The sequence below is a fragment of the Beijerinckia sp. L45 genome (assembly GCF_009765775.1).
Taxonomy (GTDB): domain Bacteria; phylum Pseudomonadota; class Alphaproteobacteria; order Rhizobiales; family Beijerinckiaceae; genus RH-AL1.
This window is the reverse complement of sequence record NZ_LMUU01000108.1, coordinates 1-16,732: the sequence shown is the minus strand read 5'-3', so window position 1 is coordinate 16,732 and position 16,732 is coordinate 1. Positions and strand designations below refer to the sequence as shown.

Below are 16,732 nucleotides of genomic sequence, written 5' to 3'. Positions count from 1 at the left end.
GGTTCGTTCTTCGGCGACTTTCGTACGCCTCCCGGCATCCGAAACTCTTCACGAAAGCCGACCGTCTGCTTTGAGACGCTCGACCGGTAAAGCCGAAGCAAAACATCCTTGGATGGTCGACTACTAAACCATCCAGGCAAAGTGGGCGTTTGAGACTTGATATTAAAACAATTTCACGGAAGCTCAGCCGGACCATCTATTTGCCTCCACGAAACGCCGCCATAACGGCGCTGGTCCTGGAGATGGGGCTTATCCGCCGATCGTGCGCGCAATGCGGTGAATTAATGCTGACATGAGATGTCGCTCTCCGGGGTGAGGCCTGTGACGTCATCGAAGGTCGGCGCGTAGAGCTGAGGCTATCCCTGCCGCCGCGGAAGAGGCGGCGTCTGAGTATTCGTCCAGGACGGCCCCAGACACAGCTTCGCGCGCTGCGTCGGACAGGCCGTCACTTTCGCTGAGCGGTTTCGACAAGGGCGAACACGACGCCTGTTCCCATATGGCATGGATCAGGTCCACAGCGCGGTCCTCGCTGGCGCGGAGGCGGCCGGTCCGCGCGATCCTGTGCCCATGCGCTTGAAGGACGGCAAGTCCGGCATCGGCGGCGCAAAACACATCACCTCGGGCTACGAGCGCATTGGTTGCGTTTCGCCTAGATCCCTAATTCGCCAGACTGCGGTTGCCTCGCCCGTCTATGGTACCAAGCGAGGCGCGCATCCTTTTTGTCCCATCTGCATCCGCTGGCGCTCGCCGAAACAGTGCCGACACCTTCGATCTACTGAACCGTCGCCCAATGCGCCTCAAGCTCTCGCGCCACCTCTGATGGCTGTTCCAATGGTACGAAGTGCGAGCTTCTCAGCTTCACCACCGCGCGGGCGCGAGTCTTCTGACCAAGCAAATCCGCGAAGCGGTGCGGCAGAAACGGGTCGTCGAGACCCCAGATCACAAGCGACGGAGATGTGACGCCCGATAGAGCTGGCTCCCAGTCTGAGCCAAGATGCACAGCTGATCGGTACAGCGCCAGAATGCTCGCCTTCATCTCTGCGTCGATGAAAGGCATTGCCTTCGCTGCTTCATCGGCCGGCATCCCGGCGGCGACCAAGTCGCGCGCGAAGGCGTCTATATCCAGCTCCGCCATCCATTGCTCGCCCTTCCTGTAGGTCTGCCAGATCTTTGCGTAATCGTGCCACTCGTACTCCACATCCACCGGACCACTGATACCCGCCCAGCTCCGCACTAATTCGGGACGCAACGAGGCAACCCGCGCTGTGAGGATGCAGCCCCAATCATGGCCGACAAGATCGGCCGGTCCATCAAGCTTTGCCAACTCGGCGATGATCCAATCGACATAAGCCTCTTTTGACGAGGAGAACCCGTTCGGCCGAGTATTGTCGAACCCAGGAAGCGAGAGGGCAATAATGTCGGACCGTTCGAGATGGTCACGAACGGGTTCCCACACGCGATGGGTGTCCGGCACACCGTGGACGAGGACGACAGGCATAACGCATTCTCCTATGTGGTAAACCGAGCTTTCAATTGCGCGACCCTACCGATTTGGGCGAACAGCTTGGTTCTTTTGTTGGACAGAAGCCCTGGCCGAGCTTTTGGGTAATCTGCAACGGGGCGGATCACCACGCGGCCTCAAGCAGGCTCATCACGGTCTTCTCATCTCCGATCATTCGAGGATTGGTATGGACCCACTTGTCGTCCATCGACGCTAGCGCGACCTCAACTAATTGATCCCGTCGCACGTTCGTATCGCGCAACCTCGTAGGCAGGCCCAAACTGGCGAAAAACTCTGTTATAAGATCGCTCAGCGGTCGGTTACTCAGATTCAGCGCCTGCACGAGATTTTGCTGCCGATCGCCGTTGACGGCCGCGTTGTAGCGGAGAACATGCGGGAGCATCACGCATGATGTCTGGCCATGCGGCATGCCGGCTGTCCCGCCAAGCGCGTGACCGATCCCGTGGCTGGCACCGAGATCGACGCGCGCGACGCATCCTTGAGTCGCGAGCCAAGCGCCCATGAAGCCAGCGAGACGGTGGCCCGTATGATCCGGCTGATCCCGGCTCCGCTTCAGCGCCGGCAGTAGCAGAGACAGAGCGTACAACGATGTGGCGTCAGAAAGCGGTGTCGGGTTGATCGAGCACCAAGTCTCGACAGCGTGGTCGATAGCGCGGGCACCCGTGCTCAGCCAGAGACCGGGAGGTGTTGCAACCCCCATCGCGCCATCGAGTATAACGATGTCAGGCGCCATGTTCTTATAGCTGACGACCTGCTTGCGCGCGCGGGCCTCGTCCGTGACACCGCCGAATGGCGTGTACTCACCCGCGGATAAAGTCGTTGGGATCGCGACAAACGGCATTGTTGGCGGCTTTACCTCGCCTGCAGTGCCATCGAACATCCGGTCGAGCAGTTGATCGACAAAACCGTCGCCGACGACTCCGTTCGCGTGGCAGAGCCGCGCAACCTTTGCAGCATCGCAGACTGACCCGCCCCCTATCGTGATCACGCCATCCATCCCTTCAAGGGCACTGGCGATCCTCGCAACGTCCCGCCGTGGCGTGTGAGCCGCTACACCGCTGAGAACTCTAACCGCTGAGCTGCCGGCGGCATCCCGCACGAGCTCGGCCAGTCCACCTGTACCCGCGAGACTATTGGTAGAGACGACGAGCACCCTGCGAGCGCCGAGCCGAGATAAAGCCTCGGGAATGGCCTCGGCGATCGCGTAGCCGAAGCCAACGGACTGCGAAGGGACCGGGCTCGCCCATCCGCATGAAGCAGGAATCATCATGCATCTTCCTTTGGTCAGTGACGCTTAAGCCCGAAATTTTACATACATACTGTATGTCTATGACCCAAGGCAAGACGCGGTGTATATCAACGCATTGCTCTTTTTGAGAATTGACAGCGGTATGACGCGGCAGCGACGCTCAGACATGATTGCCGAAACCCGGGGCAAGCTGATCGCCGCGGGACGGCATGCTTTTGCCACCAAAGGTTATGCTGCAGCGTCGATGGAAGATTTTACGGCTAATGCCGGGCTGACAAGAGGTGCCCTTTACCACCACTTCGGTGACAAAAAGGGACTCTTCGAGGCCGTCGTCGAGCAGATCAACTCCGAAATGGCAGCCTGCTTGCAGGCCATTATCGACGAAGCCGACACCGTCTGGGACGGGTTCCTCAACCAATCCATCGCATCGATCAAGATGGCGGTAGACCCTGAGATACAACGTATCATGGTGCTTGACGGGCCTGCGGTTCTCGGCGACCCCTCGCGGTGGCCAATCCGCAGCGCCTGTATCGATTACACAGCACGCCGCATCAGCGTTTTGGTCAAGGAAGGTACTGCGAAGCAGATTGACGCTGAGTCTGCGGCCCACCTGATCAATGGCGCGGCGTTCAGTGCCTCGCTCTGGATCGCAAGTGCAGCAGATCCGCACGCCGTATTGGACAAGGCTATCAATAGCTTCATCACCTTAACATCCGGGTTGCTTAAAGGACCGGCGAGCCTGCCGGCCACAGGAAAGTCGAAGAAGACCTCGGTTGGTCGAAAAGCGAAAAACTATCGAAAGCCGCGAAAAATAAATCCGTAAACGGTGTGCGTACGGTTTTGGGATCGGCCCCGGCACTTCAAGTCGGCGACCAGGGCGCGGAGCCGACCCACGTCTATGTGGGTGAATATATCCCGGACTTTCCAAATCGCCGCCCGGCCGCTAAAACGCGAGTATGGATCGACCATCTCATAGGAAAATCCTGGACAAAAGTTCAGCCTATCCAGCAAGTTCGCCTGATCGGCCAAAAATCGTCAGCCGTCCACAAATATTGATATCTGCGCCAACCAGAGTAGCCGCATCAACCCGAAGCGAGGTCTGACTATGGCTTCCAATCGCCGTTGCTCAAATGCTCGTGCGCTATGCGCCAACCCGATCCGTCATTTCTGAGGACGCGGGTGGCCCTGCCTCCGCCACCGACCGCTTGGCCCCTAACCTTGCCAGTCCATGTGAAGCTGTAAACGACGGACGCAGTGAAATCAGATCGGACAATCCAAACCGGGTTCGTTTTAAAGTAGGCGTAGTTTTCCACCATCTTCCAGTTTGTCGCCATCAATGAGGAAAAGGCATCTTTTCCAACAAGGGCAGACCCATTGCTGTAGAAGAAGACCACGTCATCCGTCAGCAGGGTCAGCGCCGTCTTCATGTCTCGATCCATCAGCGCGGCGGTAAAATCCGCTGTGCAGGCTTGGGGGGAACTGGCGGGCATAGGCATCTCTCTCTGGCTCAAGTTTCTGATCGGCATTGGTTAGGCGGTGGCTTCCCTCGCAGCCATGGTTGCCTTCGCCCACCAACTCAACTCGTTGAGAGCGGCATTTGCCGAGGGAAGAAGGCCCGCCTCGATCTCCTCAATCGGTTTGTCGCCGCCCCTGGGCAGCACGGCCATGCAGTCACTGCCGCTGATATGGACGGCAGAACGGGTCGAGACCATGTGAAGTTCAGGGGCGATTGTCCGAAGGTGCTCCAGCGCACGCGCCCCGCCAACGCTCCCGTAGCCGATGGCAGTAAAGGGCTTTCTGTTCCACTCTTTGTAGGCTTGATCGAGGGCATTCTTTAGCACCCCGGTGATCGAGTGATTGTACTCGGCAACAACGAAGATGAAGCCATCGAAACGCGCGATCGTCTGTTGCCAACGGACCGCCTCGGGGTCTTGACTCGGCACGTGCAAGTTCGACGCAAACTCAGAAAAAAATGGCAACGGGTGATCGCGCAGGTCGACGATTTCGACCTCTATATCGTCGCGACCCTGCGCTTGCTTCAACATCCATTGAGCTGGTTTGTCGGCAAAGCGCGTGGGGCGAGTTGAGCCGATAACAAGGGCGATTTTCGGCTTCGTTCGCATGGTATCCTCATATATGCTGGTTTCGCTTCGTAACCATTAAAATGAGAATGCGGTGACCACGCAAGAAGGCACTTTGGCGAAACCACGTGACCACGAGTATACCGCTGCATGTGAGCACATAAGCCGCATGCTCGAACGCCTCAGCGATAAATGGACACTTCTGGTCGTACGAGCCCTTGGAAATGGTCCTGTCCGGTTCAACTCCTTGAAACGGGAAGTTGGCGAGATCAGTCAGAAAATGCTGGCTTCTACGTTGCGGGATCTCGAGGAGAACGGCTTCGTTGTCCGGACCGTCACGCCCATAACACCTCCACAAGTAGAGTATGCGCTGACGGATTTTGGCCGCGATTTCGAAACTCCGGTTCGGGTCCTTGCCGACTGGGTGATTGGCAATGCGGCTCGGATCGACGCCGCCCGCGCCGACTATGCGGCGCGGCGAGCAACGCCCTAGCTGTCTGGTTGCGGAACATTGTTGACCGCTTTAACCTCTGATAAGAGCGAGTGTTATTTCTCGCTCGCGTCGGCCTTTCCTTTCACCCAATAGCCACTAGCCTTCAGCCATTCCGAAGGATGGCACATCGCTCCCGAGACATAGGCGCGGAGCGCGCGCGTGACCGTGGTTTCAGCTGCGATCCAGATGAAGCCATCGCCGAAAGGCGGTTTGAAGGATTTGAGTGCTTCGAGAAGTGGTTCAGGATCATCGGATCGAGTTGCGAGGCGATGGACCCAGATCGCGTGATGGGTCGATTGCGTCCTGAATGTCTGTTCCTCTCCCGGCCCGGCAATGGCGACAAGGCTTGTGACCGGTGTTTCCGCGGAAAGCTCCTCGATACGGCGACCGATCGCCGGCAGCGCGGTCTCGTCGCCGATCAAGAGCCACCAGTCAAAGTCATCAGGCACGACGGCCGAACCACGCGGACCACTGATTTGTGCGACATCACCCGGTCTGGCGCGGCGCGCCCAATCGGTTACCGGGCCCGCCTCATGCAACGCGAAATCGATGAGAAGCTCGTTCTTTGCGGTGTCGAAGCGGCGTGGTGTGTAGTCGCGGCGTTCCGCCTCGCCGGGCACCATAATTTTGATGTGGTCGTCGGGCGCAAGACTTGTGAAGCCGGCAAGTTCGTCACCCGCAAGCGTAAGCCGGAGCATATTCGGTGTCACGTTCTCGACGCGGCGCACCACGAGCGAGCGCCTGACGAGGTCGTGCCTAATACGATTGATTTGATGTTTCATCATAGTATCTCATGTATTTACAGTGCGCTCGTCCATTCTCCGCTGCCCGACTTGATCAGTTGAAGCGGAAGCCGGAAATGGCAGTCTTGAGGACGTGTTCGAAGTAGATTTTCTCCGCCGGCCCCGCGGCCGCACCAGCGGCGATCATGACGGGCATGAGGTGCTCGGCATCGGGATGTGCGAGTCTTGCGGCGGGGGCCTGTTCCCAGGATTTCAGCCGCTCATCGCGATCGGTGCCCTCTAGGGCCAAGCTTTCTGTCAGCCAGGCATCAAATTGCTCCGAGGGGCCCGTGAATCGCGGATCGTTGTACCCGCGCATATTGTGGAAGCTCATGCCGGTGGCGACAATGAGCACGCCCTCATCGCGCAATGCGGCCAGTGCGCGGCCGGCCGCAAGGTGCAAGGCTGGGTCCAGATTGGCATCAACCGACATTTCCACGATGGGGATATTAGCGTCCGGAAAGGCGACCTTCAGCGGCACGAAGACGCCATGGTCCAGGCCACGGGTGGCATCGATCCGAGACGGAGGCCGGCTCCTGAAAGGAGGCCGGCCGCCTTTTGCGCAAGCTCCGGAGCACCTGGCGCATCGTATCTCAAGCGATAGGTGTGTTCGGGAAAACCGTAATAATCGAACAGAAGCTCGGGTTTCGTCGCGCCGGTCAGAGCAAAACCCTCGGTCTCCCAATGGCCAGAGACAACAAGAATAGCTCTGGGGATGGCCGGGAGCGCGTCTGACAATCCACGCAGAAACTTCGCCATCCCGGTCCACATGCCTGCCGGGTCGTCCATGAAAAAGCACGGACCGCCGCCATGCGGAATGAAGAATGTGGGTTGCTGCAAGGTCATTGGAGGCTCCTATTGCAGCATTATGGATTGTTTCTTTACGAGCGATAATATGTTCGTATCTCAAAACACTTGACACCATAGGTAAGAAGTGGCTTGGCCGATCGTCTAATGGGTATCGAAGTTTTCGTGCGCGCCATGGCCGAAGGCGGTCTTTCTGCAGCATCGCGGAGTTTGGGCATGTCGCCCGCAATGGCCGCGAAGCATCTTGATGCTCTTGAGGCCCGTCTGAACGTTACACTGGTGCATCGGACGACGCGAAAGCTTAGTCTCACGGAGGCGGGCCAGCGATTCCTGGACCAGTCCACGCGTTTGCTCGAAGAAATAGCCGACGCCGAGGCTGACGCCTCAGCCAGCACCATCGTTGTCGAAGGTCTGCTTCGGATTGCACTACCTGTATCGTTGGGAACGTTGAACATCGCGCCCATCATGCCAGCGTTCAGTGAGCGCTATCCATCCTTGACCGTCGAACTGGGGCTAAATGATCGGTTCGTTGATTTGATGGAAGAAGGCTGGGACATGGCGGTTCGCGCCGGCCATCTGCGCGATAGCCCACTTATCGTTCGCAAGTTGGCCCCTGTGACTGCCGTGATTTGCGCGTCGCCGGACTATTTGAACACGCATGGTGTTCCGCGTGGCGTCGCCGACCTCAAGAACCACGCCTGCCTCGGGTATACGTTGTCGTCCAATGGAGGCGGAAAGGTGTGGCGGTTCGGCTTGCAAGCCGACATTCCCGTCCCCGTACGCGGCCTTCTCTACGCCAATAATGGTGGTGCGCTCGTCGCTGCTGCCGTTGCCGGACAAGGGCTGGTCTATGGACCGAGGTTCATAGCCGCACCTGCGCTCAGAGAGGGACGTCTAAAAGTCGTAAAGCTGGACGCCCCACTAGTCGATTTGGGTGCTATCTATGCCGTGACGCATCCAAATCGCCGGCCGGCCGCCAAAACGCGGGCTTGGATCGACTATCTCATAGAAGAAATCCCGAAACAAAGGTTCAGCCTATCCGGCTAGTTCGCCTGATCGACCCGAGATCGTCAGCCGTCTATAAATCTAGAGCTTTGCCCCATAAACGTATGCTTTGGCGTCAAACTTTGGAAGCTCTTCGTCCTGATGGAACCTCGCCAACGCTCTCGCGATAGGCCTACCGAAGCGTCTGGCCAGAATCAAGATTGCCCTGACAGGCAGCTAAGATCTCGAGAAGGCCATGCTCGAACTCACACGTTCTATTTACCAGCGGTCCGATACTTTCCGACATCACCGGCGCTCACCGGCGCCGCAGCGTTGCCCCACGTATTGCGGACGTAGGTGAGGACCGCCGCGACCTGGGCGTCGTTCAGTACCCAATCGAAGGCCGGCATCGCTGGTGCGGTCGGCGCGGCCTTGGTGCCCACACCTTGGCTTCCGTGCAGCACGATGTGAACCGCCGACACCGCCTCGCTGGCCTGCAGCGCCCCGTTACCGGCGAGCCTCGGGAAGAGATGAGGGACGCCGTGTCCGTCGTCGCGATGGCAGGCCGCGCAACTATCCTTGTAGATCGCGGCGCCGGCAGTCATCTGCGCGGTCGAAGCGGCTTGCGCGGTGACGGCGGGGCTTGGCGCTGTCTTTAGATCCTTGAGGTAGACCGCGATAGCTTTAAGGTCGGGGTCGGACATCGCGGAGGTCGAGAACCGGATAACCTCGGACATAGGTCCGGAGGCGATGCCATGCTGGTTCGAGCCGGTCTTCAAATAGCTCTCAATATCGTCCGACGTCCAATTCCCCAAGCCGGTCCGTTTGTCGTCGGTAAGGTCTGGAGCGAGCCAAGATTCGATCTCGCTTCCCTTGAGGGCGACGTCGGCCTTTTCGGCGCCGAGGGCACTCTTGGGCGTATGACACGTTCCGCAATGGCCGAGACCTTGGACGAGGTAGGCGCCACGGTTCCATTCGGCTGACTTGGACGTTGTCGGCTGGAAGAAACCCTCCGTGAAGTTCAGCATATTCCAGACCGCCATGTCCTTGCGGATGCTAAGCGGAAACGGCAGTTGGTCGGCGACCACATCATGGTCGACGGGCGTCACTGTCTGAAGATAGGCCCGTATCGCAAGGGCGTCGTCGCGCGTCACCTTGGTGTAGGAAGGATAGGGCATCGCCGGATAGAGTTGCGATCCGTCCGCGCGCACGCCCTTGTGGAGGGCGTCGACGAAGGCGTCGTCGCTCCAAGCTCCGATGCCGGTCTTCGGATCGGGCGTGATATTCGTCGAGACAATCGTTCCGAACGGTGTCACGAGCGGGAGACCACCCGCGAAAGGCGCACCGCCTGGAACCGTATGACAAGCCGCGCAGTCGCCAGCGGCCGCGAGGTAGCGCCCCCGCTCGATCTGCTCGAACGACTGCTTGTCGTCCGCGACGGCATACCCGCAGGTGCTCAGCGCGAGAATGGCAATGCTAAGCGTATTCGTTACGAGGGAGCGTCTCATGCTTGCACCAGCGGGCCGGGGGCTTTCAAGTACTGTTCGCGAATGGCTTTGGAGGCCCAGTAGGTCAGCGCTCCCACGGTGTCGGTCGGATTGTACCCGGCGTTCTGTGGGAAGGCCGAGGCGCCAACCACGAAGACATTCGAGACGTCCCAGCTCTGCAGGTATCGGTTGACCGCGCTGGTCGTAGGATTGGTCCCCATGATCACGCCGCCGCAGACATGCGTCGTTTGATATTGGGTGACGTCGTAGGGGCCCTTCCTCGGAAGCTTAGCAATCTGCCGAGGGTTCATCGCCTTGGCGAACTCGGCCATTCGATCGGTCAAGAAGGCCGACATCTTCAGTTCGTTCTCTTTGAGATCGAACGTGATCCGCATCAGTGGTCGGCCGAACCGATCCTTGTAGGTCGGGTCGAGATCGAGAAAGACGTCGTCGTAACTGTAGGAGCTGCCATGCCCCGTCAGTTGGATCGCGCTATTATAGTTGACTTTCGCGGCCTTTTTCCAGCCCGCGCCCCAGGAAGGCGTTCCAGGCGGGACGTAGATGGTCTCGATCGGTCGGGCGTTGGTCTGCACCATGCCGAGATAACCGCCGCCGACAAAGCCATGAGGCGCATGGTCGAAATTGTCGCCGTTGAAATCATCGACGCACATCCCCTGGGCGCCGGAAGCCATGAACGCGTTGAAGATCTTGTCGTCGAAGAACATCTGGACGCTCGACATCGTCTGATAGGAGAAATTCTTGCCGATCACGCCTTCGCGGGTCTTGGGATCGTAGATCTTTCCGATACCCGACAGCATCATGAGGCGGGCGTTGTCGAGCATGAAGGCGCAGGTCAGCACGAGATCCGCCGGCTGCTCCCATTCCTCCCCGCTAGCGTCGATATAGGTGACACCTGTCGCCTTCTTGCCCGTTGAGTCGAGGTTGATCTTCATTACCTCGCATTCGGTCCGCGCTTCGAAGTTGCTCTTGCGCATCAGCACCGGCAGAATCGTTGTTTGAGCGGATGCCTTTGAGTAGTTTCCGCAGCCGAAACGCTCGCAGTAGCCGCAAAACGTACATTCCCCGAGCGTGACACCATACGGATTGGTGTATGGCTGCGAGAGGTTGGAAGACGGCTGGTGGAACGGCTGATGTCCAAGTTCACGCGCCGCGGTCGCAAACAGTGACGGACCGTAGTTCAGCTTTTGCGGCGGTGTCGGATAGTCACGTGACCGCGCGCCTTCGAACGGGTTTCCGGTCTTTTGGATCGTTCCGCGAAGATTACCTGCCTCGCCAGAGGTCCCGCAGAGATATTCAAACTTGTCGTAGTGAGGTTCGAGATCTTCGTAGGTGACGCCCCAATCCTGGATCGTCATGTTGGGCGGCAGGAATTTGGCCCCGTACCGTTCGGTCAGGTGGGTCTTCAGGACGAAGTCGTCCGGATGGAACCGCCACGTCTGCCCGTTCCAATGGACGCCCGCGCCGCCGACGCCCGTTCCTGGAAGAAACGAAGCGAACTGGCGGATCGGCCGGGCTTCCTCGCTCTCGTTGTGGCGTAACGTGAAGGTCTCTTGCGCGGGCTGGAGGAATAGGTCGAGCCTGACGGCATAGCGGAGTTCGTCCGCCGCATACTTCGGTGCGAAATCGGTAGCCGTGTCGCGCCACGGTCCGCGCTCGATCGCGACGACTTCAAGACCCTCGTCGGTGAGATCGTTGGCGAGAATGGATCCGGTCCAGCCGAGCCCGATGATGACGACGTCTTTCCTTGGAAGCTTGCGTGCCATCGTTCAGCTCTTCTGGTTCCACGACGACCGTCCCATGATGCCGACAGGCGGCAGGGGATAGGCAACGTTGTGTTTTTCGATGTGATCGCGATAGTCGTAGCGCGCGCCCGGGAAGCCGATCAGCACCCAACCGGCCATGTCGCGGTTCCCGCCGTAAATGGGATCCGCCAGGAATCCCTCTTTTGTGTTCTGCAGCATGAGCTTGAAGAACTGCGGTCCGGCGACACCGTCGGAGAGCGCGATCGTTCCCTTTTCAAGTCCAGTCAGAACGGTGTCCTGCTCGGCTGGCGATAGGTCCGAAAACTCCTTGTTTGCGAAGGTCGTGCGGCAATAAGCGTTGATCGCCGCAAGCCCGCGCCGGTACTGCGCGGCAGGACCGTCTTGCGATTGCGGCCCGAGTGTCGCCGCGGCTTTCGCAAAAGGCGGTCGCATATAGAGACGCCGGGAGTCTCCGTAGGGCCCCGCCAACTGGCGGTCGATGAAGACCGCGCAGCCCACATCGCGTCCACCGGGTCCAAGATCGTCGCCGGGAATGAGACGCTCAACGATGGCTTCCATCGTCGAGGCCTCCCTTGCATCGAAATAATGCCATCCGCCGGGCTGAAACGGTGTGGGCGGATCCGCGCTCTCGGGAATCCAAGGCAGGACGCCGCCAAAGGTCCGGGCTTCGACGTTCGCGAATGGCGCAAAGAGCAACGCGAGAGTCGTCGTTGCGAGAAGCGACCGTCTGGTCTGTTGAAGCGACGACGAGGCGGCGACCGCCTGTCCGCCGGCTGTTTTGTCTGCCATGCTTGGCATCTCGCCTTTCATCTTGCTAGCCCGTGCGTGGTCGACGCCGACGCCGGCAGTGTGAGTGCTTTAGTGGTTGAGTGCCGCTAGGCCGGCTTCGGCAATGATGCTGTCGTGATCAGGCGTATCGAAGCTGACGCCGATCCCACCGATGACTTGCCCGTCGACCGTTATCGGCAGACCGCCCTGCATCATCGTGAAACCTGCTGTTACAGCGGCGGTACGGCCTTTGTTGACCATTCCCTCGAGGGCCTGCGTCGGCTTCTTGAAGAGCGCGGCCGATCGCGCTTTAGCGGGTGCAAGCTCGACGCTTGCGGTCATCGCTGGGTCGTCCATGCGTTCCATCATGATAATCCATCCGCCATCATCGACGACGGCAATCACGCCGCGAAGGTGCTCCTCGTTGGCCTTGGCTTCAGCAGCCGCAATGATCTGCCGCGCGGCAGCGAGTGTGAGGACCTTCTTCGTTCCCAGCTGCGCCGATGCAGACGAGACGAGAAGCAGGCTCAGAAGGGTTGCGATAGGAGCTATCCGCACGTGATATTCCTCATTTTATCAAGCTCAATAAACCTGGGTTAATGCATAGCGGAGCGTGTGCGTTTGCGAAGGTGCTGCCACGCGCGAAGTTCTCCGAATACCAAGGTTGTCGCCGCGTGGATGACCTCGCGCGACTGCGGCGCAGCGGTTTTGCTGAACTGCGAAGGACCTTGATGGTTAGAAGGTTCTATCACCAACCATCTTCTTTGCATGGCAGCCTTGCGATTATGTTGCACCCAAGTCAGCGAGGCTGCGACATTGGACGATCGACTACGATTTGGACCTTCGCAACCTTTGTGCTCGGCTGTCTGAGCCTTAGTGTGGAGCCGTACTGTAGTCGCAGCGTCTATAAGGCTGCATGTGAGGCCCGACAGCAATACACAAAGAAGACGGCGCGTTACCGTCTAACGAAGGCCGCTCGAAAAGCCGGGGGGAGGCAAGATCGAGCGGCCTTGACCGGGATCGCTAGGCGATCCCAATCTGAAGCAACACACGCATCTGGTTGTGTTACGAACTAGCTTGACCCCTTGGCTTTGCCCCGAGTGGCCGGTTAAAATAGGTCGCGTGGTGCAGCCGACGACCAGTTTATTCGTTCGGGCAAAATGTGTCGGCGGAATCGGCCGACCGATCTATGGGGCATCGCTTCATCTTCGATGTGGGATAAAGAGCCGTTGGAACGGCCTGCTTGTTGCTGTTCCAATCTATCGGAGCCTGAAAGCCGTGTTCGGAACCCATGGGAGGAGTTCGATCCTGCGCGCTGGCCGGAAGAACATTGAAAGCGACCGCGGCAATTGCTGCAAGAACTACTCGCATGTGAAACTTTTCTTTATCTAGAGATTGGTTATGCGCGCCGCTTACGATTGAAATCGCGCGCCGCCGCCGAACCATGGCGGCAACTAGCCATAGCGCTGGCAATCCATCAAATGAATAGATCTCATGCGTACATGAATATTGTTCATGAGCTGTGCGGACGGTACGATTTTGTCAGCGTGTTCGCCGCGACGGGCTGCTGTTCGTTTCCCGCAAACCGGCCGTTGTTTCAAAGACCATCCGCCGCAGCCATACCGATGCGGGGTCAGACTCGCCGCGGGCATGCCAGACCATATAATATGCAAGTTCGGTGACCTTAAACGGTAGAGGAAAAGTGACGAGGGCCTTATTTTCGTAGGACTCGACGACGCGCCTTGGAAGCGTAGCAATTAGTGACGTTCCTTTAAGCGACAACGCCCGGCCGGCTAAATTTGCGGTCGCGACCGCGACATTCCGTTTTCGCCCGAGCTCAGCTAGGGCCAAGTCCGTTGGACTTAGAATTGTGTCGGCATAATTGATGCGGAGGTGAGGGAAACTGAGGTATTCATCAAGCGTCACGGCGGCACGCTTTGCTTTGTTTGCCAGCGCATGTCCGGCATCTATCACCGCGACGTGGGTCTCGCGGAATAGTTCGGTGGAGCGGAATGGGGCTTTTGGCGCTGCTGTACCCCAGAACGTGAGATCAAGTTCACCCCCGGCAAGCTGGTCGAGGATGTTGGATCCGATCGTAAGGAACTCAAAGGACGCTAACGGCGCCCCGCGATGTAGCGCTCCGATTAGATCGGGAAGAATGGTCAAGGCCGCGTATTCGCTAGCACCGATACGGAATGTGCGAGTTGTTGCCAAAGGATCAAAGCTGACGGGAGCGATGACGCGCTCGACGGAGGCTAGGATTTCCTTGACCGGCTGCACGAGGTCCATCGCTCGTATCGTGAGAGCAAGGCCGCCCTTGCCGCTGACGAAAAGCGGATCGTCGAGCAGGAGCCGCAATCTGTTGAGCGAATGGCTGACAGCGGGTTGGCTAATAAAGAGGTTTTCCGCCGCACGCGTCACGGACATGCTGCCTGCGACTGCATTGAAAACGACGAGCAGATTAAGGTCGACGCGTGACAGATTGATCTGATTCATGGCTCGCTTACCGCTGTTCTGTGCAACGTGGCTCCCCAGGCATACATCCGACCTATTCATTGCACTCATGGGTCCATGACATCAATTCATTTGAAGAATTGCATACACAGCGTCATTTGTCGGTCGGTAGAGACCGGAAATTATGAATATGAGACCCCTAATCGGCCTTCTCGGCGTCCTCGTAGCTGCGATGAGCGCCGAATTCAACGAACTGGTCATGCAAACAGCGCTCGTCGACGTGCGGGGAGCGCTCGGCATTGGTCACGACGCAGGAATTTGGATTGACAGCCTTTACGAGAGTGGTCTGGCAATCGGAATGGCCTTCGCGCCTTGGAGTGCCATGACATTCACGCTCCGTCGCTTCGCTCTCTTCGCGATCGGCCTGGCTTGCGTGACGACGCTGCTCATTCCTTTCATGCCGAACATCGACGCGTTGCTAACGCTCCGCTTCATCCAAGGGCTTAGTGGCGGATTCACTATTCCTCTCTTGATGACGACGGCGCTACGGGTACTTCCGCCGCCAATCCGGCTCTACGGCCTTGCAGTTTATGCACTCACCGCGACGTTCTCGCCCGCGATCAGCGCTTCGATCGCCGCTTTTTGGGTCGATGTTGTCGATTGGCGTTTCGTATTCTTTGAAGCACTGCCGCTCGACGCTATCGCAGCGGCCCTCGTTTTGTATGGGATGCCACACGATGCGCCGCTTTACGATCGCCTACGGCAATTTGATTGGCGAGGCGCGCTGCTACTGATGGCAAGCTTCGGCTGCCTGACCACGCTTTTGATTCACGGCGATCATGAAGATTGGTTCAACTCTGAAAAGATTTGCTTGCTCGCGCTCGTCAGCGTGGTTGCTTTCCCATTGTTGGCCGTAAGCGAATGGTTTCATCCGCTTCCGTTGCTGAAGCTTCAAATGTTGGGTAGGCGCAATTTTGCCTATGGCGTGATCGGGTTGTTTCTCTTCCTTGTCATCAGCCTCTCGTCGTCCTCGGTACCGCAGGACTATCTCGTCGATGTTCGGGGCTACCGTGCCTTTCAAGCGCACTGGATTACCCTGCTGATTGCGCTAGGGCAGTTCATAATGCTCCCATTCGTGGCGTTCCTGCTGGATCACCGCTGGGCCGACCCGCGCGCCGTGACGCTTTGCGGCTTGGCCCTCGTCATGGCGGCTTGCCTCGGAAGCGCCGGCATTGATGCGTCATGGAATCGAGATCAGTTCTATCTATGGCAGACCCTCCAGATGATCGGGCAGCCGATGATCGTTGTTTCACTGCTGATGATTGCAACAAACGCTGTCCGTGGTCCAACCGAAGGTCCTTTTGCCTCGGCCTTAGTTAACGCCACCCGCAGCCTCGCCGCCCCGGCCGGCACGTGCATAGTTGAGCTTGTCCAACGTTGGCGCGGCGCCCTTCATTCATCCCGTCTCGTCGATCAAGTCGGCCAGAACCGCTTCGTTTCGATCCAGGCGCAGGGCCTTGTTTCGCGGAACCCCTCGCCCCTTCTCGCGGACGGGCAACAAAGAGCGGTTGGTAGCCTTGAACAGTTTGCGCGCGCCGTGGAAACCCAGGCCAGCGTTCTCACGACAGCCGACATTTTCATAGTAATGGCCGCGCTCTGCGCAGCTATGGGGATGCTTGTAATGCTGCTCTCCGCTCGCACTTTTCCCCCTCGCATCTTGTTTGCAAAGCATTAAGCCATGTTAAAATCGCCTGTAATTACAGATTTAGTAGGCGCTGCGCCTGCTGCCCCCATTTCTCAAGCGGCGGGCACGCGAAAGGCTGCACTTTGGCCGTGGGCAGTTTCCGCGATCGTTATTGTCATTTTCGTCGGGGTCGTCGTTTGGCACATCTTTGCGCCGAAGCCGGACGTCTTCACGGACAACGCCTACGTCCGCGTACACTATGCCACGATCGCGCCCCGCGTAGCGGGCCAAGTAGTCAAAGTCTTTGCCCAAAACGATGATGAAGTGAAAGCCGGACAAGTGCTCGTCGAACTGGATGAACGCGACTTCAAATCAGCGGTCGCTGCCGCGGAAGCAAGTCTGGCTCGCGATCGGGCTTTGGTCGCGAATGCTGCCGCATCGCTTGCACGACAGGGCTCCGTGATCGAACAGGCGCGAACTCAGGTGACGATGGCCGAGGCGCAACTGGGCTACGCGCAAATCGACGCGAAGAGGTATGACTATCTCGCGACGACAGGGTCTGGGACAGTGAAGACCCAGCTGGCCGGTCCCCACTGAGTGGTCCGGGGTTTATGTTAGTTCATGGTCGGCCTGAGCG

General features: G+C 58.5%; 17 protein-coding genes. 5 read left to right on the top strand and 12 right to left on the bottom strand.

Annotation, left to right across the window (positions count from 1 at the left end; genetic code table 11):
• Positions 1–772: 772 nt before the first annotated feature.
• On the bottom strand, positions 773–1,498 hold the full coding sequence (locus GSQ79_RS11925; protein WP_158808937.1) for an alpha/beta fold hydrolase: 726 nt from the start codon (positions 1,496–1,498) through the stop codon (positions 773–775).
• 127 nt (positions 1,499–1,625) lie between these two features.
• Positions 1,626–2,792, bottom strand: coding sequence for an iron-containing alcohol dehydrogenase (locus GSQ79_RS11920; RefSeq protein WP_158808936.1), 1,167 nt, complete (start codon positions 2,790–2,792; stop codon positions 1,626–1,628).
• Between the two features lie 145 nt (positions 2,793–2,937).
• Between GSQ79_RS11920 and GSQ79_RS11915 the strand changes: the two genes are divergently transcribed.
• Positions 2,938–3,594 (top strand): TetR/AcrR family transcriptional regulator, encoded by a 657-nt coding sequence (locus GSQ79_RS11915; protein WP_368669939.1) that lies wholly within the window; start codon positions 2,938–2,940, stop codon positions 3,592–3,594.
• Positions 3,595–3,874: 280 nt separating this feature from the next.
• Here GSQ79_RS11915 and GSQ79_RS11910 read toward each other — a convergent pair whose 3' ends face one another.
• Both GSQ79_RS11910 and GSQ79_RS11905 read right to left on the bottom strand, forming a co-directional pair.
• On the bottom strand, positions 3,875–4,261 hold the full coding sequence (locus GSQ79_RS11910) for a DUF4440 domain-containing protein (protein ID WP_158808935.1): 387 nt from the start codon (positions 4,259–4,261) through the stop codon (positions 3,875–3,877).
• A gap of 39 nt (positions 4,262–4,300) precedes the next feature.
• Positions 4,301–4,894, bottom strand: a complete 594-nt coding sequence (locus tag GSQ79_RS11905) for an NADPH-dependent FMN reductase (RefSeq protein WP_158808934.1) — start codon at positions 4,892–4,894, stop codon at positions 4,301–4,303.
• A gap of 127 nt (positions 4,895–5,021) precedes the next feature.
• Here GSQ79_RS11905 and GSQ79_RS11900 point away from each other — a divergent pair, with 127 nt between their 5' ends.
• Entirely contained in the window at positions 5,022–5,345 is a 324-nt protein-coding gene (locus GSQ79_RS11900; RefSeq protein WP_158808942.1) for a helix-turn-helix domain-containing protein, read from the top strand.
• Between the two features lie 53 nt (positions 5,346–5,398).
• Here the strand turns inward: GSQ79_RS11900 and GSQ79_RS11895 are convergent, their stop codons facing one another.
• The 3 genes from GSQ79_RS11895 to GSQ79_RS30050 are packed head-to-tail and all read right to left on the bottom strand — an operon-like array spanning position 5,399 to position 6,973.
• Entirely contained in the window at positions 5,399–6,127 is a 729-nt protein-coding gene (locus tag GSQ79_RS11895; protein ID WP_158808933.1) for a siderophore-interacting protein, read from the bottom strand.
• 55 nt (positions 6,128–6,182) lie between these two features.
• A complete protein-coding gene (locus tag GSQ79_RS30055; RefSeq protein WP_256379018.1) occupies positions 6,183–6,608 on the bottom strand; it encodes a class III extradiol ring-cleavage dioxygenase in 426 nt (141 codons plus the stop codon).
• Positions 6,599–6,973 carry a class III extradiol ring-cleavage dioxygenase gene (locus tag GSQ79_RS30050; protein ID WP_256379017.1) on the bottom strand — a complete coding sequence of 125 codons (375 nt, stop codon included), beginning with the start codon at positions 6,971–6,973 and terminating at the stop codon, positions 6,599–6,601. The genes GSQ79_RS30055 and GSQ79_RS30050 overlap by 10 nt, the downstream gene beginning before the upstream one ends.
• A gap of 93 nt (positions 6,974–7,066) precedes the next feature.
• On the opposite strand from GSQ79_RS30050, the gene GSQ79_RS11885 reads away from it, so the two are divergent.
• The gene (locus GSQ79_RS11885) at positions 7,067–7,981 is read left to right on the top strand and encodes a LysR family transcriptional regulator (protein ID WP_158808932.1); all 915 of its coding nucleotides are present in this window, start codon (positions 7,067–7,069) and stop codon (positions 7,979–7,981) included.
• A 212-nt stretch (positions 7,982–8,193) separates the two neighbouring features.
• Here GSQ79_RS11885 and GSQ79_RS11880 read toward each other — a convergent pair whose 3' ends face one another.
• The 5 genes from GSQ79_RS11880 to GSQ79_RS11860 form a co-directional block, all read right to left on the bottom strand.
• Complete coding sequence (locus GSQ79_RS11880) at positions 8,194–9,426, bottom strand: cytochrome c (RefSeq protein ID WP_158808931.1); 1,233 nt, start codon at positions 9,424–9,426, stop codon at positions 8,194–8,196.
• Positions 9,423–11,189, bottom strand: a complete 1,767-nt coding sequence (locus tag GSQ79_RS11875; protein ID WP_158808930.1) for a GMC family oxidoreductase — start codon at positions 11,187–11,189, stop codon at positions 9,423–9,425. Before GSQ79_RS11875 ends, GSQ79_RS11880 begins: the two co-directional genes overlap by 4 nt.
• Before the next feature lie 3 nt (positions 11,190–11,192).
• Complete coding sequence (locus GSQ79_RS11870; RefSeq protein WP_158808929.1) at positions 11,193–11,978, bottom strand: gluconate 2-dehydrogenase subunit 3 family protein; 786 nt, start codon at positions 11,976–11,978, stop codon at positions 11,193–11,195.
• A 69-nt stretch (positions 11,979–12,047) separates the two neighbouring features.
• Entirely contained in the window at positions 12,048–12,515 is a 468-nt protein-coding gene (locus GSQ79_RS11865; RefSeq protein ID WP_210253065.1) for a heme-binding protein, read from the bottom strand.
• Between the two features lie 984 nt (positions 12,516–13,499).
• On the bottom strand, positions 13,500–14,453 hold the full coding sequence (locus GSQ79_RS11860) for a LysR substrate-binding domain-containing protein (protein ID WP_158808928.1): 954 nt from the start codon (positions 14,451–14,453) through the stop codon (positions 13,500–13,502).
• Between the two features lie 190 nt (positions 14,454–14,643).
• On the opposite strand from GSQ79_RS11860, the gene GSQ79_RS11855 reads away from it, so the two are divergent.
• A complete protein-coding gene (locus tag GSQ79_RS11855) occupies positions 14,644–16,146 on the top strand; it encodes an MFS transporter (RefSeq protein ID WP_246725278.1) in 1,503 nt (500 codons plus the stop codon).
• A gap of 3 nt (positions 16,147–16,149) precedes the next feature.
• On the top strand, positions 16,150–16,692 hold the full coding sequence (locus GSQ79_RS11850; protein ID WP_158808926.1) for a biotin/lipoyl-binding protein: 543 nt from the start codon (positions 16,150–16,152) through the stop codon (positions 16,690–16,692).
• The last annotated feature ends 40 nt before the right edge of the window (positions 16,693–16,732 follow it).